This window comes from Arthrobacter caoxuetaonis (assembly GCF_023921125.1).
Classification (GTDB): domain Bacteria; phylum Actinomycetota; class Actinomycetes; order Actinomycetales; family Micrococcaceae; genus Arthrobacter_B; species Arthrobacter_B caoxuetaonis.
The window spans coordinates 668,704-688,303 of the sequence record NZ_CP099466.1; the positions used below are offsets into that span (position 1 = coordinate 668,704).

General features: G+C 66.6%; 19 protein-coding genes. 8 read left to right on the forward strand and 11 right to left on the reverse strand.

Annotated features, from left to right (window positions below; translation table 11 throughout):
• Nucleotides 1-15: 15 nt before the first annotated feature.
• Genes NF551_RS03080 through NF551_RS03090 form a run of 3 tightly spaced genes read right to left on the reverse strand, consistent with a single transcriptional unit; the run spans nucleotide 16 to nucleotide 3,094 of the window.
• Nucleotides 16-1,170, reverse strand: a complete 1,155-nt coding sequence (locus NF551_RS03080) for an FAD-dependent oxidoreductase (RefSeq protein ID WP_227897593.1) — start codon at nucleotides 1,168-1,170, stop codon at nucleotides 16-18.
• Nucleotides 1,167-1,898, reverse strand: a complete 732-nt coding sequence (locus tag NF551_RS03085; protein WP_227897594.1) for a class I SAM-dependent methyltransferase — start codon at nucleotides 1,896-1,898, stop codon at nucleotides 1,167-1,169. Before NF551_RS03085 ends, NF551_RS03080 begins: the two co-directional genes overlap by 4 nt.
• 5 nt (nucleotides 1,899-1,903) lie before the next feature.
• Nucleotides 1,904-3,094 (reverse strand): type III polyketide synthase, encoded by a 1,191-nt coding sequence (locus NF551_RS03090; RefSeq protein ID WP_227897595.1) that lies wholly within the window; start codon nucleotides 3,092-3,094, stop codon nucleotides 1,904-1,906.
• A gap of 268 nt (nucleotides 3,095-3,362) precedes the next feature.
• On the opposite strand from NF551_RS03090, the gene NF551_RS03095 reads away from it, so the two are divergent.
• On the forward strand, nucleotides 3,363-4,772 hold the full coding sequence (locus NF551_RS03095; RefSeq protein ID WP_227897596.1) for an MFS transporter: 1,410 nt from the start codon (nucleotides 3,363-3,365) through the stop codon (nucleotides 4,770-4,772).
• Nucleotides 4,773-4,820: 48 nt separating this feature from the next.
• Here the strand turns inward: NF551_RS03095 and NF551_RS03100 are convergent, their stop codons facing one another.
• On the reverse strand, nucleotides 4,821-5,729 hold the full coding sequence (locus NF551_RS03100; RefSeq protein WP_227897597.1) for a LysR family transcriptional regulator: 909 nt from the start codon (nucleotides 5,727-5,729) through the stop codon (nucleotides 4,821-4,823).
• Between the two features lie 142 nt (nucleotides 5,730-5,871).
• On the opposite strand from NF551_RS03100, the gene mmsB reads away from it, so the two are divergent.
• Nucleotides 5,872-6,864 carry a 3-hydroxyisobutyrate dehydrogenase gene (gene mmsB, locus NF551_RS03105; protein WP_227897629.1) on the forward strand — a complete coding sequence of 331 codons (993 nt, stop codon included), beginning with the start codon at nucleotides 5,872-5,874 and terminating at the stop codon, nucleotides 6,862-6,864.
• 24 nt (nucleotides 6,865-6,888) lie between these two features.
• Nucleotides 6,889-8,373: a CoA-acylating methylmalonate-semialdehyde dehydrogenase gene (locus NF551_RS03110; protein ID WP_227897598.1), complete on the forward strand. Its 1,485-nt coding sequence runs from the start codon at nucleotides 6,889-6,891 to the stop codon at nucleotides 8,371-8,373.
• 4 nt (nucleotides 8,374-8,377) lie between these two features.
• Here the strand turns inward: NF551_RS03110 and NF551_RS03115 are convergent, their stop codons facing one another.
• The gene (locus tag NF551_RS03115) at nucleotides 8,378-9,130 is read right to left on the reverse strand and encodes a cytochrome c oxidase assembly protein (protein WP_227897599.1); all 753 of its coding nucleotides are present in this window, start codon (nucleotides 9,128-9,130) and stop codon (nucleotides 8,378-8,380) included.
• Between the two features lie 166 nt (nucleotides 9,131-9,296).
• Between NF551_RS03115 and NF551_RS03120 the strand changes: the two genes are divergently transcribed.
• Entirely contained in the window at nucleotides 9,297-9,593 is a 297-nt protein-coding gene (locus NF551_RS03120) for a DUF503 domain-containing protein (RefSeq protein ID WP_227897600.1), read from the forward strand.
• A 3-nt stretch (nucleotides 9,594-9,596) separates the two neighbouring features.
• Here NF551_RS03120 and NF551_RS03125 read toward each other — a convergent pair whose 3' ends face one another.
• Nucleotides 9,597-11,273, reverse strand: a complete 1,677-nt coding sequence (locus NF551_RS03125; RefSeq protein WP_227897601.1) for a thiamine pyrophosphate-dependent enzyme — start codon at nucleotides 11,271-11,273, stop codon at nucleotides 9,597-9,599.
• A 181-nt stretch (nucleotides 11,274-11,454) separates the two neighbouring features.
• On the opposite strand from NF551_RS03125, the gene NF551_RS03130 reads away from it, so the two are divergent.
• Nucleotides 11,455-13,875, forward strand: a complete 2,421-nt coding sequence (locus NF551_RS03130; RefSeq protein ID WP_231704706.1) for a Tex family protein — start codon at nucleotides 11,455-11,457, stop codon at nucleotides 13,873-13,875.
• Between the two features lie 24 nt (nucleotides 13,876-13,899).
• Here the strand turns inward: NF551_RS03130 and NF551_RS03135 are convergent, their stop codons facing one another.
• The 3 genes from NF551_RS03135 to NF551_RS03145 are packed head-to-tail and all read right to left on the reverse strand — an operon-like array spanning nucleotide 13,900 to nucleotide 15,350.
• Nucleotides 13,900-14,154 (reverse strand): hypothetical protein, encoded by a 255-nt coding sequence (locus tag NF551_RS03135; protein WP_227897603.1) that lies wholly within the window; start codon nucleotides 14,152-14,154, stop codon nucleotides 13,900-13,902.
• Between the two features lie 20 nt (nucleotides 14,155-14,174).
• A complete protein-coding gene (locus NF551_RS03140) occupies nucleotides 14,175-14,864 on the reverse strand; it encodes an HAD family hydrolase (RefSeq protein WP_227897604.1) in 690 nt (229 codons plus the stop codon).
• On the reverse strand, nucleotides 14,865-15,350 hold the full coding sequence (locus NF551_RS03145; RefSeq protein ID WP_227897605.1) for a very short patch repair endonuclease: 486 nt from the start codon (nucleotides 15,348-15,350) through the stop codon (nucleotides 14,865-14,867).
• Nucleotides 15,351-15,477: 127 nt separating this feature from the next.
• Between NF551_RS03145 and NF551_RS03150 the strand changes: the two genes are divergently transcribed.
• Together NF551_RS03150 and NF551_RS03155 are read left to right on the forward strand one after the other, a co-directional pair.
• Nucleotides 15,478-16,455, forward strand: a complete 978-nt coding sequence (locus tag NF551_RS03150; protein ID WP_227897606.1) for an asparaginase — start codon at nucleotides 15,478-15,480, stop codon at nucleotides 16,453-16,455.
• Nucleotides 16,456-16,579: 124 nt separating this feature from the next.
• Nucleotides 16,580-16,816, forward strand: a complete 237-nt coding sequence (locus NF551_RS03155; protein WP_227897607.1) for a YegP family protein — start codon at nucleotides 16,580-16,582, stop codon at nucleotides 16,814-16,816.
• A 92-nt stretch (nucleotides 16,817-16,908) separates the two neighbouring features.
• On the opposite strand, the gene NF551_RS03160 is transcribed toward NF551_RS03155, so the two are convergent.
• Entirely contained in the window at nucleotides 16,909-17,049 is a 141-nt protein-coding gene (locus NF551_RS03160) for a hypothetical protein (protein WP_227897608.1), read from the reverse strand.
• 210 nt (nucleotides 17,050-17,259) lie between these two features.
• On the opposite strand from NF551_RS03160, the gene NF551_RS03165 reads away from it, so the two are divergent.
• On the forward strand, nucleotides 17,260-18,927 hold the full coding sequence (locus tag NF551_RS03165; RefSeq protein WP_227897609.1) for an FAD-binding dehydrogenase: 1,668 nt from the start codon (nucleotides 17,260-17,262) through the stop codon (nucleotides 18,925-18,927).
• Nucleotides 18,928-18,994: 67 nt separating this feature from the next.
• Here the strand turns inward: NF551_RS03165 and NF551_RS03170 are convergent, their stop codons facing one another.
• Nucleotides 18,995-19,525, reverse strand: coding sequence for a hypothetical protein (locus NF551_RS03170; RefSeq protein ID WP_227897610.1), 531 nt, complete (start codon nucleotides 19,523-19,525; stop codon nucleotides 18,995-18,997).
• Between the last annotated feature and the right edge of the window lie 75 nt (nucleotides 19,526-19,600).

The window sequence follows — 19,600 nt, forward strand, 5'->3', positions numbered from 1 at the left end:
CGGTAGAACCAGGGACTACTGCATGGTGAACCTTCGGGCCACCGCATCGCCCAGCCGCCGTGACTGGAAGAACGATGCCAGGACCAGGTTGCGGGCTTGCATCACCCCGGCCGGCAGCGGGCGGCCAAGCGCCATGTTCAGCTGCGCCTGCGCGGAGGCGATCTGCGCTGCCCGGCGCCGGCGGCGGGTGAACTGCCCGAGTTCACTGCTGATGTCTTCTCCGCGCAGTCCGGCGGCGAGCAGCGGTGCCAGCTCCGCCGCGTCGAGCCAGCCCAAGGTCATGCCCTGCCCGCCGATCGGGCTGACTTCATGGGCTGCGTCACCGATCAGTACCGTACGGCCGTGCACCAGCTCCCGCACCAGCGTGGTGTTGACGGAAAACGCGCTCAGCATCGTGTGCCCGGCGGCATCAATGTCACGCCCGGTGCGCTGCCGGACCAAGCGTGCCAGGTCCTTTGCATCGGCATCCGCGTGGAGCGTGCGCGTGTGCACAACCCAGCGCCGTTTGCCGCCCGGCAGCGGAAACGACTCCACGATGCCCTCAGGCTCCAGGTACAGCACACCGACGGGACCGTCGCCGGTCGTGTCCGGAAAATCTCCCATCAGGTAGGAATCCTTCAGCCGCCTGCCCCGGGCGCCGGCACCCAGCATGGTCCGCAGCGCCGACCGGGCGCCGTCGGCCGCCACCACCCAGGAGGCACGGAGACGGACCGGCTCGCCGCCGGACGTCCCCTCCAAGGTGACCCCGGCGCCGTCGTCCGCCAATGAGGTGACGGTCCAGCCGCGCCGCAGCGCCCGCGGGTCCAGGGCGCGAAGCCTGTCCTCGAGGACGTGTTCCGTACGTTCCTGCGGCAGCGCCAGGACGTACGGGTACCGGGTGGAGGTGTTGCTGAAACGCAGGGAGACGAGGTCCCGCTCCCGGGACCGTGCCTCACCGTGCCGGATCTGGACGCCCTCCCGGGTCAGCTGCTCCGTGACGCCGGTGCCTTCGAGCGCCGCCAGCCCGGGAGGATGGATGCCGATCGCCCGGGAATGGCTGCTCCGCACGGTCCGGCGTTCCAGGACCCGGACGCTGGCACCTGATTGCAGCAGCAGGATGGCCAGGGCCAGGCCAACGGGACCGCCGCCAACAACGGCGACGTCGACGTCGGCCGCTGGCTTCCCGGTCACCGGCGGGCCCGGTAGAGGAGCAGGTTTTGCCAGGGATGCTGGCGGCGGGTTTCCCATCCGGCGGGAGCCGCGGCAGCCAGCTCCGCCGCGGTGTAGCTGCGGCGGATGGAGGTCAGGCCGTCGGCACGGATGAAGGATCCGTGGAAGAACGGCAGTGTGCCGGCTGAGAACAGTCCGTAGGCCCAGGGACTGCGCTCAATGTCGCTGTGCAGGACAAGGCCGCGGGCCAGCTTCTCGGAATCCGCCAGCAGCCCATGGAACGCTCCCGGGTCCAGATGATGCAGCACGTGGTTGGAGATTACGACATCGAAGACCTTCCCCTCGGCTACCAGATCAGAGCTGAACAGGGGACGGAACACCAGGCCGGGAACAGGCCTGCGGGAGGCAGCGTAAGCGTGTGCCCTCGGATCCGGGTCGATGCCGGTGACCTGCACCTCAAGGCCGTCACGCCGGGACCAGCGGGCCAGTGACCGCGCCAGGTCCCCGCCCCCTGAACCGACGTCCAGGATGGTTCCGCCTCCCCGGGCAGCCAGCGCCGGGCGCACATAGCGGCGGTAGTTCCGGCGCCATCCGGAGACGACGGCGTTGATCAGCGGGAACTGCGCATAGGTGCGTTCCAGCCGCACCGGGTCACAGTTCGGACTGTCCATCTGCTCGGCCGCATCCAGCGCGCGGGTACTCAGATCCGGCGGAAGGAACGGAGGAGCGTCAGGGCTCACCACGCTCACCGGCGCTACCCGACGGCGGCAGGGACGTGCTCTGCCGCGGCTGCCTGCGCCGCGGCTGCCTGGGCCGTCCCGGCAACGCGGGTGAACAGTCCGGTTTCGACGGTCAGACCTGGCCCGAAGGCCATGGAACAAATCCGCTCGTTACCCCCGTTGAAGGGCTGGTCCAGGATGTGCTTGAGCACGAACATCACGGTGGCCGAGCTCATGTTGCCGAAGTTCCGCAGTGTCTCACGGGCGGGAACCAGCTGTTCCTCGGTGAGTTCCAGCTTTGCTTCCACCTTGTCCAGGATGCTGCGGCCGCCGGGATGGATGGCCCAGTGCTCAATCTCGTTGTAGGCCCGTCCCGCCAGCGACGGATCATGTCCCAGCAGCGGTTCCAGGGCGCCGACGATGTGGTCGTCAATGATGTGCGGGACATAGGTTCCCAGGACCATCTCAAAGCCGTGGTCACCGATGTTCCACGCCATGGACTCCTCACCCACGGGGGTCAGGGTGGTTTCGAAGTGGTCCAGCACGATCGCCGGGTTTTCGCCCGGGAGATCCCGTGCGGTGACAACTGCGGCAGCGGCACCGTCGGCGAACAGCGAAGATCCCATGATGATGTCCGGGTCGTTGGAGGAACGCACGTGCAGCGAGCAGAGCTCGGTGCTGACAACCAGCACAACGGCGTCGGGATCCGCGTCGCAGAAGGCCTTGGCTGCCCGCAGGGCAGGGAAGGCGGCATAACAGCCCATGAACCCCAGGTGATAACGCTGCACCGAAGGTTTCAGGCCCAGGGCGCGGACCAGTTTGTAGTCCGGACCCGGGTTGAAGAACCCGGTGCAGGAGACGGTGACCACGTGGGTGACGTCTTCGGGGGAGATGCCGGGGCAGTTCTCCACCGCCTTGCTGCCCGCCTCGATGAAAAGCTTGGTGGCTTCCGCGGCGAAGATGTCGTTGCGGGTCTTGGTGCTGGGCATCAGCAGGAGGCCGGTTTTCGGATCGAAGAACTGTGGATTTTCCGCCGTTGACGCAAGAGTCAGCTCCTCCAAAGCGGTCCGGCGGGTCTCAATCGCAGCCGAGTTGAAGCAGGTGTTCACTAATCGCGTGCCGAGCCTGGTCAGCCCCGGCTGGGCGGCGAAGACATCGCGGACCTGGTCCTGCACCAGGACCGTAGGCGGGACAGCAGTTTCTAGGGATCTGAGCGTAACTGGCATCCTCCATTGTTAGGGGAACTACCTTCAGTACACAATGGTCCGGCGTGGCCGGACCATTGTGGCCGCCCTGTTCCAGGCCCGGAAGTTCCCGCCCGGAAAGCCACCGACCTGAGGGCACTGTGCATTTGTGCAGATACGCCATGCGGTATTGGCGATTGAGCGGTCCCGTGCAAGGCACCATACTCATCCTTACTCCGCCGGGACGGACCCGCGCCCGGCGGCGGCCTGCTGGCCGAGTGTCAACGAGGACACCAAAGGAGACGAGTGGATGAGCACTGATAATCGACCAAGGGGTGGCCGCACCAAGGCACCCGTCCCCGAAGGACTGCGTAAGGTCGTAGTCGCTTCCATGGCCGGCACGGTGGTGGAGTGGTACGAATTCTTCCTGTACGCGGCGGCGTCAACCCTGGTCTTCGCCCGGCTGTTCTTTCCGAATGCCGAGACGGAATTGGACGGCATCATTGCAGCCTTCGTGACCTACGCCGTCGGTTTCGTAGCCCGTCCGGTCGGCGGAATCGTGTTCGGCCACTTCGGCGACAAGTTCGGCCGCAAGAAGCTGCTGCAGCTCAGCATCATCCTGGTGGGTGTTTCCACTTTCCTCATGGGATGCCTGCCCGGCTTCGACTCCATCGGCTACTGGGCTCCGGCCATGCTGGTGGCCCTGCGGTTCATCCAGGGCTTCGCAGTCGGCGGCGAGTGGGGCGGAGCAGTGCTCCTGGTCGCAGAGCACAGCCCGAACAAGTCCCGGGGATTCTGGTCCAGCTGGCCGCAGTCCGCGGTTCCGATGGGCAACCTCCTCGCGACAGGTGTCCTGTTCCTGCTCTCGGCCACGCTGACGGATGAGGCATTCCTCGGCTGGGGCTGGCGGGTGGCTTTCTGGCTGTCGGCAGTGATCGTGCTGGTTGGCTACTACATCCGGACAAAGGTCTCCGATGCGCCGATCTTCCTGGAAGCGCAGAAAGAGGTGGAGCAGGAAGCCAAGGGCTACGGCGTCCTGGAAGTTTTCAAGCGCTACCCGCGCGGCGTCTTCACCGCCATGGGCCTGCGCTTTGCGGAGAACATTCTCTACTACCTGGTGGTCACGTTCTCCATCACCTACCTCCGGACCGTGGTGGAAACGGACACGTCCCGGATCCTGCTGCTGCTGCTAATTGCGCACTTCATCCATTTCTGTGCCGTGCCGGTGGCCGGCCGGATGTCAGATGCCCTGGGCAGGCGTCCGGTGTACCTGGCCGGCGCGATCCTCGGCGCAACCTGGGGCTTCTTTGCCTTCCCAATGATGGACACTGCGAACGACTTCATGATCCTCGCGGCGGTGACGATCGGCCTGCTCTTCCACGCCCTGATGTACGCCGGACAGCCCTCGATCATGGCGGAAATGTTCCCGACCCGGATGCGGTACTCCGGCGTCTCGCTGGGCTACCAGGTGACCTCCATTGTGGCCGGTTCCCTGGCACCGATCATCGCGACGTCGCTGCTGGCGAGCTATGGCTCGTCCACTCCCGTGGCGCTGTACCTGCTCGGGGCATGCATCGTCACGGCAATCTCCGTGCTGCTGCTGCGGGAGACCAACGGCATTTCCCTGCACGACGTCGATGCAGCGGATGCGCAGGGCACTGCCGACCTGCTCGCAGCGTCGAAGTCAAAAGAGGAGCGCGGCACACCCCAGGGCAGCTAGTCCCGCAGCCGGACGGAAGCCGCTGTCCGTCAGGAATCCCGCTGTCCGTCAGGAGGCCAACAGGTCCTGGCGGGCAGCGGCTTCTGCCTGGATGGCTGAAACGACGGCCTGGACACGGGGTGAGCGCAGGGCCTCCGGGCGGGCTACGGCCCAGATGGGCAGCCGGCGTTCGAATTCAGTGGCCAGCACGGGTTCGAATCCCTCCCGTCCGGCCACCATGAAGTTCGGCAGCAGGCCGATCCCGGCTTCACGGCGCACTGCTTCCACCTGCGCGAAGATACTCGTGGCCTGGAAGGTTGAGCGGGGATCGGGGAGCCCTGTGGACCGGTGGCCCAGTTCTTCCACCAGGAGCGTTGACTCGACGTAGGAGACGAAGCCGTGCCCGGACAGCTCATCAGCCGTCTGCGGTATCCCGTGGCGCTGGAGATAGCCGGGGGCGGCATAGAGCCGCAGCACGTAGTGGCCCAGGGGAATCGACTGCGCCGTACTGACGTCGGTGTGCCCCACCACCACCTCCAGGTCCACTCCGGAGCGGTTCTGGCTCACCTTGCGGGTAGCGGAAAACATCTCGACGCTGATGCGCGGATGCTCGGCCTGCAGGCGGACCAGGGCGGGCGTGACGAACTCCGCTCCAAACCCGTCAACGGTGCTGATCCGCACCAGGCCAGCCAGGGGATCGGCATCCCGTGCGAGCGCGCAGCGCAGGTTCCCGAGGCTCTCTTCGATTGCTTCGGCAGCCCGCACAGCCTCGGCTCCCAGTGCTGTCAACTCCCAGCCGCGCGGGGTGCGCGAGAGGGTGCGGCCGCCCAGCTGCTTCTCCAACGCGATAATGCGGCGCGAAATGGTGGTGTGGGTGGTGCCCAGGGTCTCTGCCACTGCGTTGAAGCGTCCCAGCCTGGCGACGGTGAGAAGGATGAGCAGGTCATCGGGACTGGGCAGGCGGCGATCAGTTTCCACGACCGTGTTCCTCCTCCTGGTGGCTGAGCCGGACGCCGCTGCCACCCCGGCGGCTTCCCGGGAAGGAAACAGCACCGGTGTGCACGGCTGCACATGCGGTCTGTGCATTCTGGCCTTGAACGCACCCTAGCAGGGTGCGAGTCTGGTTCCGCGGCGGACGCGCAGCCCTCTCTCAGCAACAGCAGGACCTAAGCAAAGGAGCTTAACCATGGCAGAAGTGGGATGGATTGGACTGGGGAACATGGGCGGGCCGATGGCCGCGAACCTGGTCAAGGCCGGTCATAACGTACGCGGTTTCGATCTCAGTCCGCGGGCTGTCGCGGCAGCCGAAGCAGCCGGAGTCCAGGCCGTTGCCAGCATTGCCGAAGCGGTGGCCGGCGCCGACGTCGTCTTCACCATGCTCCCCAAGGGTGAGCACTCCCGCGCCGTGTACCTGGAACCGGACGGAATCCTGGCCCACGCCTCGATGGACACACTGCTCATCGATTCCTCGACGATTGATATTGAATCCGCCCAGACGCTGCATGATGCAGCGGCTGCGGAACGGTTCCGTTTTGTGGATGCCCCGGTCTCCGGTGGCATGAGCGGGGCACAGGCCGGCACCCTGACGTTCATGGTCGGCGGCGCCGAAGACGCGGTTGCCGATGCCGCCGTGTTCATCGAGCCGATGGCCGGCAACGTGATCCCTACCGGCGGCCCCACCACGGGACAGGCCGCGAAGATCTGCAACAACCTCATGCTGTTCATCAACCTGGCGGCCACCGCGGAAGGAGCGGTCCTGGCCGACAGGCTGGGACTGGATAAGCAGGTGTTCTGGGACATCGCCTCCGTCTCCTCCGGAGACAGCTGGGCGCTCCGCACCTGGTACCCGGTTCCGGGTGTCGTGGAGACGGCGGCGTCGAACAATGATTTCGAACCTACGTTCACCACGGAACTGGCGAACAAGGACATCAACCTCGCCATCGCCGCAGCCCGGGACACCGGGACTCCGCTGGAAATCGGTGAGCATGTCCAGCAGCTCTTTGCCCGGCTGATCGACGCCGGGCAGGCCGGCAAGGACTGCTCCATGATCGTGAAACTCGTGGACGGCTCCCTGCAGGGCACCACGACGCCCGCCCAGGTCCCCGCGCCGTAGCGGCGCCCAACGAATCGAGAACCCATGCAGCGCATACCGCACGTCATCAACGGCAAACACGTCCCGGAAGCAGAGCGCTACGGGCCGGTCTTCAACCCGGCGACCGGAACCCAGGAAAAAGAGGTGGCCCTGGCCTCCGTGTCCCGGGTGGAGGAGGCCATCCAGGCTGCACGCGTTGCCCTGCCGGGCTGGCGTGCCACGTCCCTGGCCCGGCGCACCAACATCTTCTTCAAGGTCCGCGAACTGCTCACCGAACGCAAGGGCGAACTCGCGGCCATCCTGACCAGCGAGCACGGGAAGGTCCTCTCCGACGCTGAAGGCGAGATCACCCGCGGACTGGAGAACATCGAGTTCGCGACAGCCCTGTCCCAGACGCTGAAAGGGGAGCGGTCGGAGCAGGTGGCCTCCGGCGTCGACGTGCATTCCATCCGCCAGCCGGTTGGCGTAGTTGCCTGCATTACCCCGTTCAACTTCCCGGCCATGGTGCCGCTGTGGATGATTGGAAGCGCCCTGGCCTGCGGCAACACCGTCCTGCTGAAGCCCAGCGAAAAGGACCCCTCCGCCTCCGTGTTCATCGCGGAGCTGTTCGCCGAAGCCGGCCTGCCGGACGGCGTGCTGAACGTGGTGCACGGAGACAAGGAAGCCGTGGACGTGCTCCTGGAGCACCCGGAGGTGAAGGCCGTCAGCTTTGTCGGGTCGACGCCGATTGCCCGCACGATCTACCGGCGCGCGGCGGAACACGGCAAGCGTGTCCAGGCCCTGGGCGGCGCCAAGAACCACATGGTAGTCCTGCCCGACGCCGACCTGGACATGGCTGCTGACGCTGCAGTCTCCGCAGCCTACGGGTCGGCGGGAGAGCGGTGCATGGCAGTCAGCGTCCTGGTGGCCGTGGGCAGCATCGCCGATGACCTGGTCGAGGCTGTGCGCTCGCGGATGGTGGGCTTGAAAATTGGCCCCGGCACGGATCCCTCCTCCCAGATGGGTCCGCTGATCACCGCCGAGCACCGGGACAAGGTGGCCTCCTACGTGGCCGGTGCCGCTGAGGAAGGCGCCACCGTGGTGGTGGATGGCCGGGAAGCACAGTTCGACGGCGACGGGTTCTTCCTGGGCGTCAGCCTGCTGGATCATGTGAAACCGGGTATGAAGGCCTACGACGACGAGATTTTCGGGCCCGTGCTCTCCGTCGTCCGCGTTCCGACCTACAACGACGCCGTGCAGCTGGTGAACGAGAACCAGTACGGCAACGGGACGGCGATCTTCACCCGCGACGGCGGTGCGGCCCGGGCCTTCGAGTTCGACGTCGAAGCCGGCATGGTGGGCGTGAACGTTCCCATTCCCGTGCCGGTGGGGTCCTTCTCCTTCGGCGGCTGGAAGGACTCGCTCTTTGGCGACACCCACATGTACGGTCCGGACTCGATCCGCTTCTACACCCGCGGCAAGGTGGTCACCACGCGCTGGCCGGACCCGGCGACGTCGGAAATCGACCTGGGTTTCCCGCAGGTACTGTAGCGGCTTAGGCGCGTCGGATCTGGGGCAGCAGCCGGGCCGGGCCCAGCTGCTGCCCCAGCAGGATCCAGCCCAGGATGCCCTGGACGGCAATGCCCGCGAGAAGCAGCACCAACGCTCCGGCAGCGGTATTCCCGGCGCCGTCGGGAGGCGCCAGCCACAGCCAGCCTGCCAGTCCCGCATGGACGACGGCGGCGGCCAGCAGTGCGCCGGCCCGAAGCGGAAAACTGTGCCGTACCGGTCCGGTTCCCAGCACCGCAGCGGTGAACAGGCAGCCTGTCGCCGCCAGATAGACGGTGACAAGCCAATGGACGGGCATCGACTGCTGCATCGCCGTGAACAGTCCGGTATGGAACATCGCCCACATTCCGCCGGCAACCAGCACGGTGGCGGCCACCGGGTGTGTCAGGAACCGTGCCGCCGGCCCATTGACCAGGCGGCGGAGCCGGGACGCCGGAACGTCGTCGAGCGTTTTCATCGCCAGGGCCACCGGACGTGAGAGCACCAGCAGCAGCGGTCCGGCCATACCGGCCAGGACGTGGGACAGGCTGAGGGCCGTGAGGTCCACGTGCGCCCATCCCGCGATCGGTTCCAGCACTGTCAGCAGTACCGTCAGCACCCCGGCGAGGAAACTCACCAGCCGCCAGGCCGGCCAGTGCCCGGACTTCTTCGAGACGGCACCGGCCCAATATGCGGCCACGGCGGCCACGGCGGGTATCAGGAAAAGGGACTCTGCCGGGAAATCGCCGTGGTTATGCATGCGCTGCTGCCGGACGGGTCGGTGGACAGGGGAAACACACTGTCTGGGAACGCACTGTCTGGGACGGCGTCATGTTTCCGAACGTAACACCGCACCGGTCCCGGATGAACCCTCCTGCCCTAACCCGCACGTTGACAGATCCCGATCCCCGGCAAGGATAGAGGGCATGTGGACGGGGACCCTGGAATTCGACCTGCTGCTTGACGACGTGCATTCACTGAAGCAGAAGCGGTCGCTGGTGCGCCCGCTCGTAGCGGAACTGGCACGCAGGTTCGCTGTTTCCGCCGCCGAGACCGGCCAGCTGGATCTTCACCGTCGCGCGGAGATTGGAATCGGAATTGTGTCTGCGGACCGGGCCCACGTCGTCGAGGTGCTCGACGCCGCCGAGCGGCTGGTGGCCTACCGGCCGGAAGTGCAGCTGCTCAGCACCCGCAGGCGGGTGCTGAGCAGCGAGGATGAGTAGGGCCTAGTACGCCTTGACCCGCTGCTCCACGATCAGGTGGATCAGTGCGAACTTCTTCTCTTCATCAATGGCCTTCAGCGCCGCCTCGATCGCTGCGGGTACATCGGCGTCGTTCTCCACACGGACGCCGAACCCGCCGAACGCCTGTGCCATCAGCGCGAAGTCCGGGTTCTTCAGCTGGGTGCCGGAGATGCGGTCCGGGTAGTGCCGTTCCTGGTGGGTGCGGATGGTGCCGTATTCCTGGTTGTCCATCACCACCACCAGCGGGGTGGCACCGTACTGCGCCGCGGTGGCAAGCTCCTGCCCGTTCATCATGAACTCACCGTCCCCGGCGATGGTGACGACGCGGCGGCCCGGGTACGCCAGGGACGCGGCAATTGCCGAAGGCACCGAGTAGCCCATGGAACCGTTGCGGGCACTGAGCATCGAGGCGTAGCGGCGGGTGGGGAAGTACCGGTGCGCCCAGTTGGTGTGCTCGCCGGCGCCCAGGGTGATCATTGCGTCCTGAGGCAGGGTCGGCACCAGGTTGGCCATCAACGTGTCCATCCGGGCCGGGCCGGAGCCGGGTTCGGCCGGGGGAAGCGCCGCAAAGGACTCCTGCTCCTTCCGCATGCGGGAGGTCCAGGCCTTCCACTCGTCCTTCACCGGCAGGTCCATCATGACCAGGTCACGGACGAAGACATCCGGCTTGGCGACGATCTGGTAGGACACCGGGCCGGAGCGTCCGCGCAGCGAAGGATCGATGGTGACCAGGAAGTTCTTCTTCTCCCAGTCCTGCCGCACCACGAAGCCGTCGGTGATCACATCGCCCGGGACGGTCCCCACGAACACCAGCAGGTCGGTTTCTTCCAGCAGGTCGTAGGTCGGCTTGGGCCGGCCGTACCCGATCGGGCCCACATAGGACGGCGAATCGAAGGAAATGGTGCCTTGGCAGCGCCACTCAGCGGCTGCCGGAAGATGGTGTTCCTCCAGCCAGCGGGTGAGGGACTCGGCGCCTTCCTGGGTCCAGTCGTTGCCGCCGGTAACGAACAGCGGCTTGTCTGCCTCCTTGAGCGCAGCCTGCAGGGCCTTCCAATCCGTGACGGTCATACCGCCCGGAGCAACGGGGATGGGCGGGTGGAGCGCCGGGCTCACCTCGCGGCGGATGACGTCCTCAGGCAGGCCGACGACGACGGGGCCCGGGCGGCCGCTCATGGCGGCGAAAAACGCTTCGGCCACGATCTCGGACGCCCGCTCGGCGTGGTCCAGCACCATCACACGCTTGGCGCCGGTATCGAACCAGGCTTTGATGTCGAATTCCTGGAAGGCTTCGCGGTCCCGGTGTTCAAAGGGGATGAGCCCTACGAAGAGGACCATGGGGGTGGAGTCCTGCCAGGCGGTGTGGAGGCCAACGTGGGCGTTTGCGGCGCCGGGGCCGCGGGTCACCATGGCGATGCCGGGGAGCTGGTTCATCTTGCCGTCAGCTTCGGCCATGTAGGCCGCGCCGCCCTCGTGGCGGCACACTACGGTTTCAATCTCGCTGTTGTGCAGTCCGTCCAGCACATCGAGGAAGCTTTCTCCGGGAACCACATAGGTGCGCTGAACGCCGTGGGCAATAAGGGAGTCGACAATGACGTGGCCGGCGGTCTTCACCTCCGCCCGGTCGGCAGGGGGAGAGGATACCGGTGCAATCTGAGTCATCTTCGACCTTTCTTCCTTGAAACGTTGAGCTGCCTCCCCGGCCGGCACTGGCCGGGACGGCGCATCCCTATGTTCTACCCCATTCGCAGGCCGGTTCAGCAGATCATGAGCCAATGTGAAGGCTTTCTTTCCGGCGCCTTCATCCCCTCCTGGTGGCCGCCCGCGCCAACCATGCGGAACAATGGGGCGGGTGAGTTCCCCAGCCGCCCCGCAGCCAGTGTCCACCACCCGTTCCTCTGCCCCTGCCCAGAGCAGCGACGAACGCCTTTATGCCCAGATTTATGCCCAGATTGCCGCCGAGCTCGGTGTGGCCGCGTGGCAGGTGCGTGCCGCCGTCGAACTCCTGGACAGCGGATCCACCGTGCCCTTCATTGCCCGCTACCGCAAGGAAGCCACCGGCACGCTGGATGACACCCAGCTCCGCGAACTCGATGAACGCCTGCGCTACCTGCGCGAACTGGCGGACCGGCGCCGGGCGATCCTGGATGCTGTCGATGCCCAGGGCAAGCTCACGCCCGAGCTGCGTGCGGCGATCGAGGCTGCGGACACCAAGTCCCGGCTGGAAGACATTTACCTGCCCTATAAGACCAAACGGCGGACCAAAGCGCAGATCGCCCGTGAGGCCGGGCTGGAGCCCTTGGCCGAGGCGCTGCTGGCCAACCCGTCCCTGGACCCGGGGAAGGAAGCCGGCCGCTACCTGGGAGAGGGTGTCCCGGACGCTGCTGAAGCGCTCGCCGGTGCCCGCGCCATTCTGATCGAACGTGCAGGACAGGACGCAGACCTGCTAACCACTGCACGGGAGAAACTGTGGAAGCAGGGGCGCCTGCGCTCGCAGGTCCGGGCCGGAAAGGAAACAGAAGGGCAGAAGTACGCGGACTACTTCGACTTCTCCCAGGCGCCGTCGGGGATGCCGTCACACCGGGTGCTGGCACTGCTGCGCGCGGAGAGCGAAGGGATCCTGGAACTGGGCCTGGCGGAAGCCGATCCGGGGGACACGCAGGCCCTGGCCCAGGCACGGCAGCGGTTCGAGAACACTGTGGCAGCCCGGCTCGGCGTAGCAGCGCGGGGACGGCCGGCTGATGCCTGGCTCCAGCAGACCGTGCAGCTGGCCTGGCGGCGGATTCTGGCGAAGCTCTCCGTGGACCTGAGGGTCCGGTTGTTCCAGGAGGCAGAAACCGAAGCCGTCCGGGTCTTCGCTGCCAACCTTCGGGATGTCCTGCTCGCGGCTCCGGCCGGCAACCGGGCCACCCTGGGCCTGGACCCGGGCCTGCGCACCGGCGTGAAGGCAGCGGTGGTGGACGGCACGGGCAAGGTTGTCGCCACGGACACGGTCTACCCGCATGCACCGGCCCGCAAGTGGGATGAGGCACTGGTCCGGTTGGGCAACCTGGTTCGGAAACACGGGGTGGATCTCGTCGCGATCGGCAACGGAACGGCGTCCCGCGAAACGGACAAGCTGGCGGCCGAGCTGATGCGGCTGGTTCCGGAGGCGAAGCTGCAGAAACTCGTGGTCTCCGAAGCCGGAGCCTCCGTGTATTCGGCGTCCGCGCTGGCCGCAGCCGAACTGCCGGGCATGGATGTTTCCCTCCGCGGAGCCGTCTCCATCGCCCGGCGGCTGCAGGATCCGCTGGCCGAGCTGGTCAAGATTGATCCGAAGTCCATCGGCGTGGGCCAGTACCAGCACGACATCACGGCCGCCCGGCTGGACCGGTCGCTGGACGCGGTCGTGGAGGACTGCGTGAACGCCGTTGGAGTGGATGTCAACACGGCCTCCCCGGCGCTGCTCAGCCGGGTTGCCGGCGTCGGACCGCTGCTGAGCGAAAACATCGTGGCCTACCGCAACGCCAACGGGCCGTTCGCCCGGCGCCGGGACCTGATGAAGGTCCCGCGCCTGGGCGCCAAGGCGTTTGAACAGTGCGCAGGGTTCCTGCGCATCACCGGAGGAAGCGATCCGCTGGACGCTTCCAGCGTCCACCCGGAGTCGTACGGGATTGCCCGCAGGATCCTCTCCGCGGCCAAGGCAGAGATGACTCCCGCCGGTGCGGACCTGCAAGGGCTTGACCCGGCGGCCTTCGTGGATGAGAACACCGGCCTGCCGACCGTCATGGACATCATGAATGAACTGCGCAAGCCCGGACGCGATCCGCGCCCGGCGTTCAAGACCGCCACCTTCTCCGAGGGCATCGAAAAGATCGCTGACCTGCGGCCCGGCATGGTGCTCGACGGCGTGGTCACCAACGTGGCGGCCTTCGGTGCCTTCGTGGATATTGGCGTTCACCAGGACGGGCTCGTGCACATCTCGGCCATGTCTTCCACGTTCATTTCGGACCCGCGCGACGTCGTGAAGTCCGGCCAGGTGGTGAAGGTGAAGGTGATGGAGGCCGATCCCGAGCGGAAGCGGATTTCGCTGACCCTCCGGCTCGAGGACGAACTGCCCTCCAGTACCCGCAAGGAAACCGGGCGTCCCGCACGGGCGGGACGCCCGGCCCCGGCGTCCAAGGCGCAGCCAGGCAAAGCAGGCCGCCCGCCGCGCCGGGAAACGGCCGCCCCGCAGCCGGAAGGGCCGATGGCGGAAGCGCTGCGCCGGGCCGGTCTGGCCTAGCGCCGGCAGCTTAGCGCCGCGGGCTCAGCCGTCGGCCGAGGTCGGTTCCTGGAGTGCGTCTTCGGGACGGCGGTGATCGTGTTCTGCTTCGTCAGCTCCGCCGGAATGGGCAGCCGGGACGGTACCTGCGGCATGTGTTCCCTGTTCCTCGCGGATGTTGCCCGCGGGCTGCTCCGTTTCTCCAGGCGTCCGCGGTGCCCCCGTGGGCTCGGGCTGCGGGGCGCTGGGACCCAGGGGATCCTCGGCGTCGTTGGCGGGTCCGGTCGGTTCAGTAGTCATGGGGTGTCCTTTCGGGTCGTTTAGCTGGCCGACTGCTGGTTCAGCAGGCTGTCCTGCAGACTCTCCAGCAGGTCCCTCGGGCTGGCGTAAACCTGTTTGGCGCCGGCCTCGAGCAGCTCCGCTTCGCTGGTTCCGCCGCAGGTGAGTGCGATCGTCGGGATTCCCAGTTTGGCGGCAGACCGCACGTCCCAGACGGAGTCGCCCACAAAAACTGTCTCCTGGGCCTGCAGCCCGGCGGAGTCCAGGGCCGCCTGGAGGATGTCCGGAGCGGGCTTGCTCTGCTCGGCGTCGGAGGAACTGGTAGCGCCGGTGATGGCGTCGTCGGCATCGATCGCGGCGCGCAGCGCGTCCAGATCCGCGGAGGAGGCAGAAGATGCCAGGACGACGGCGAGCCCGTCGGAGGCGACTTTGCGCAACAGCTCTGCCGCGCCGTCGAACGCCCGAAGGGAGGGCCAGGACGCGGAGAAGAGCGCACCGTGGCTCGAATCGAGTTTCTCCTCTTCCTCCGCGGACGGATCACCATCCAGCAGGTGGCTGACGAGCTTGTCACCGCCCATCCCGATAGCCCGGTGGATGGCCGCCATGGGAATGTCATAGTCCAGCTGGCGGAAGGCCTGCCACCAGGCCACTGTATGGAGGTAATTCGAATCAACCAGCGTGCCGTCCACGTCGAAAAGCACGCCGCGCAGGGCCTGGGTTGTCTCCGGCATTCAGTTCCCCTTCGGTTGGGTGATGGTTGCGGGCGAGTCTAGCGGGGATGATTCGGCAGCGCCCGGTGGGCCGAGGAAAGCCAGCAGCTGCGACTCAAGCACGGATGCATTGCGCATTTCGCATTCCCAGACCACCAGGGCTTCCCAGCCGGCATCGTTCAGTGCCTGGAGGGCGGCGGCGTCCCGGGCGAGCGTCCTGGCCCGTTTCGCGGCCCAGAACTCAGGATTCGTTGCCGGTGCGTGCGTCCCGGCGGGACAGGAATGGGTGTGCCAGAAGCATCCGTTGACGAAGATGACTTTGCGCCTGCCCGCGAAGACCAAGTCCGGCTTTCCCGGCAGGCTTCCCCCGCGCGTGGCTCCGTGCAGCCTGAACCGGTAACCGGCGCGGTGAAGCAGGCGCCGGATCAGCAGTTCGGGTTTGGTGTTCTTGGAGCGGATCCGGGACATGTTCCGGCTGCGCTGCTCCGGAGAGACCGTATCTGCCATGCCGCCAGTCTAGGATGCCCGCCGGCTTTGCCGCCCCGGGCTCCGCTAAAGCCGGGAACTCCTAGCCATGGCGTTCCGGCGGGCATAGCTTTGGCTGTAGTGATGCCGGCGAGAGGACAGCGGTTCAATGGCCCACATCAGGATTTTGGCGACCGGAGGAACCATTGCCTCAAGGTCCGGACAGGACGGAGCGTCCTCTGCGGAACGTGCTGAGAAGCTGGCGGCCGGGCTCTCCGGCCGGCACAGCTACTCGGCCCAGGACGTCACCAACGCCAACAGCTACCAGCTGCGCCTGGGTGAGGTTCGGCTGATCGCGGAGGCCGTCCACGCTGCGGTCATGGACGACGGTGTGGACGGCGTCGTCGTCACGCACGGCACAGACACCATGGAAGAGACAGCCTTCCTGCTGGACCTGGTGCACGACTCACCCAAACCGGTGGTCTTCACCGGCGCCCAACGGCCCGCGGACAGCAAGGTGGCAGACGGTCCGGGCAACCTGGAGGACGCCGTCACGGCTGCGGCGGCTCCCCAGCTGCGGGGCTGCGGGGTCCTGATCTCCTTCGCGGGGGAGATCCTTGGCGCACGCGGAACCCGGAAACTGCATACCCTGGCGGAGAGTCCATTTGGCGGCGGCGTTCCGGTGGCGCATTTCGTGGCGGGAACGCTGCACGTCACCGCCGTGCCGGTTCGGCAGAAACCCCTGCCGCTGCCCGGCGAAGACTTTGACAATGCCCGGGTGGAGATCATCGAGTGCGCCCTCGGAACCACGCCGGAGCTGTTCTCCTACGCCGTGCGGTCCGGAGCCAACGCCGTCGTCCTGGCTGGTACGGGTACGGGTAACGCCGGAGCCGGCTTCGCCGAAGCAGTCCAGGACGCAGTGCGCGCCGGGTGCCCGGTGATTCTGTGCAGCCGGGTGCCGGCGGGAGGCGTGGTTCCGGCCTACGGTGCCGGCGGCGGAGTGAACCTGGTCCGGGCCGGTGCCATCCCGGGCGGAGACCTGGGTCCGTCCCAGGCGCGGATGCTCGCCGCACTGCTGACCTCCCTGCCCGCTACCCAGGACGAAATCCTGCAGGCACTCACCACGGGGGCGTCCCGTGGAGCCTAAAGGTCCCGATCACAAGGTCTCGATCACGCAACGGCTGCCAAAGTTGCCGGGAAAGGGGTCCGAAAACTCGTCAGCCGACTTACCATTAATCGCACTGAAGGTACCCCTTACAAGGAGGTAAGAGATGTCGGGCTACTTCAAGCTGGTTGACGCCCACGACGGCGCATTCCGGATCAAGCTCATTTCCGGTGACGGAGCACTGATGGCAGTCTCCGCAATGTTTCCTACGAAGGAAGCTGCTGCGGCAGGGATTGAGCAGCTCCGTGAGATTGCCGGGACCGGGCCAGTGGTGGACCACAGCAAGGATGCCGACGTAATAGCTGACGCGAACAGGAACAGCGGCACGGCGAAAGCATCGTAAGTCCGCCGCTGATTGAGGTCTGTCCCTGGCCTTTCGTGCCCGGCGCCCCACACGCCGGGAACGGGAGGCCTTTTACTGTTTAACCCTGCAGGTCAGGTGCCCTGCGGGTCCTCGTCTTCACCTTCGGCCGGTTGCTGTGACCTTTCCTGTCCGGTTCCCGGATCGACGTTCGTGTCACCTTCCGCCGGGCTCTCGTTGTGGGTACGTTCCTCATCGTGTGGATTCGTGCTCATGAGTTCCTCCATCCTCGGTAAAGCGCGTCCGGTGGTGGCGGCAGCTTCCCGTCAATGCCGGAGCTGGCCGGATGGCCGATGTGTTCAAGTCTAGGAATCGCCGGGCGCTTGCGACAGGCCCTACGGGGAGTGCAGCCAGTCCCGGGGCACTGTCACAAGCGCCGGACAGCCCCTAGGCAGGACGGCGTACCTGCCGGTAGCGTTTGCCCGATGCAGCCAAAAGACGCAGATGTCATAGTGGTGGGGGCCGGGCTGGCGGGCCTGGTAGCAACGGCCGAACTCGTGCACGCAGGGCGCTCCGTGCTCCTTGTGGAGCAGGAAGGCGAACAGAGCCTGGGCGGCCAGGCCTGGTGGTCCTTCGGTGGCCTGTTCCTGGTGGACTCGCCCGAACAGCGGCGGCTCCGGGTCAAGGATTCCGTGGAACTGGCCTGGCAGGACTGGCTGGGTACGGCCGGCTTCGACCGCGAGGAGGATTACTGGCCGCGGCGTTGGGCGGAGGCCTACGTGAACTTCGCGGCGGGAGAAAAACGCTCCTGGCTGCACCAGATGGGCCACCGTTTCTTTCCGGTAGTGGGCTGGGCTGAGCGCGGAGGCTACGGCGCCACGGGTCCCGGCAACTCCGTGCCCAGGTTCCACATCACCTGGGGGACCGGTCCCGGCGTCACCGCACCGTTTGAAGCCAAGGTGCGCGACGGCGTCGCCCGCGGCCTGGTCCGCCTGGCCTGCAACCACCGGATGGAGTCCCTCGTCACCAGTGCGGGCACGGTGGCCGGGATCCGCGGCAGCGTCCTGGGGAGAACCACGACGCCGCGTGGCCGCTTGGCCTCCCGCGACGTGGTGGGGGAGTTCGAGTTCCCGGCCGGCGCCGTCGTCGTAACGACGGGCGGTATTGGCGGCGACCATGCCTTGGTGCGGGATGCCTGGCCGGCGCGGCTCGGGACACCACCCGCGACGATGCTCAGCGGTGTGCCCCAGCATGTTGACGGGCGGGGGATCCAAGCCGCCCAGGATGCCGGCGGACGGGTCATTAATCCGGACCGGATGTGGCATTACGTGGAAGGCATCAAGAACTGGAATCCGGTGTGGCCCAACCACGGTATCCGGATCCTGCCGGGTCCGTCCTCCCTCTGGCTGGACGCTGCAGGAAACCGGCTGCCCGGTCCGCTGTTCCCGGGTTTCGATACGCTCGGGACGCTGGAGCACCTGCGTAGCACCGGTCATGACTACAGCTGGTTTGTGTTGAACAAGGCCATCATCCGCAAGGAATTCGCCCTCTCAGGCTCGGAGCAGAATCCGGACCTGACCGGCAAGTCTGTCCGTGACGTCCTCAAGCGGGCCACCGCAGGCGTGCCCGGCCCGGTCCAGAAGTTCCTGGACCATGGGGAGGACTTCATCACCGCTTCCAGCGTGCCCGGACTGGTGGCCGCGATGAACACCCTGGCCAAGTCCGCCACGGACGGCCGGGCGCCGGTGCTTTCCGCCGAGTCGGTCCTGGCGGAACTGCAGGCCCGGGACCGGGAGATCGCCAACCCCTTCAGCAAGGATGCGCAGGTGACGGCGATCCGCGGCGCCCGCACCTATCTGGGGGACCGCTTGATCCGCACCGCCGCTCCCCGGCCCATCCTGGACCCCAAGGACGGACCGCTGATCGCAGTGCGGCTCTCCGTCCTCACCCGCAAGACCTTGGGCGGACTCGAAACAGACCTGGACAGCCAGGTGCTGGGCGCCAACGGTACACCCGTTCCCGGCCTGTTTGCCGCCGGTGAAGCTGCCGGCTTCGGCGGCGGGGGCATGCACGGATACCGCTCCCTCGAGGGAACGTTCCTGGGTGGATGCCTCTTCAGCGGGCGGGCCGCAGGGCGGGCCGCCGCACGTTGACGTCCAAACGCCGCTTAAAGAAACTGGGCCGGTACCGCCGCGGCGGTACCGGCCCAGTCCCGGGTGGTTATGCCCCCGGGTTGAACTTCTTGAACTGCCGGTAAGCCTTTGACGCGTTGAAGAACTCCGTGGAGGGCTTCATCCACAGAACGACGACCGCTGCAACCGGGAGCAGCACGCCCAGGACGGTCAGTACCGCCATCAGGCCGCCGGCGCCTGCGCCGGCGAGGTTGAAGATGCCCAGGACAGCGAAAACGGTCGCTACGATTCGCGCCCAGTTGTGGCCCTTGCGGATAAACAGGGCTACCAGCAGAGCGATAGCGGTGCTGACGACAGCGAAGAACAGGGTCGTCATCAGGGCGACGCCGATGATCATGTCGAGCTCTTCGGCCGTGAACTGGCCGCCCACGGTTGCCTGGTACTCGCTGGAGTTCAACCAGGAGATCCCAACCGGGATGCTGATGATGGTCAGGGCTGCAGCGGCAATCAAGAGCCAGAAGCCCAGGTCCACCTGCTTGGGGCGAACCGGTGCCGGCGGCGCTGCCGGTGCCTGGCCGCTCGAGTACGCGTTGTAGCTGTAATTGTTTGCCGGAGGCATTTGCTCGGACATTATTCCCCTCAGAATGTTCTGCAATGCGGGTGCGTGCCGATGGCTGCAGGGGCCGCCGGCGTA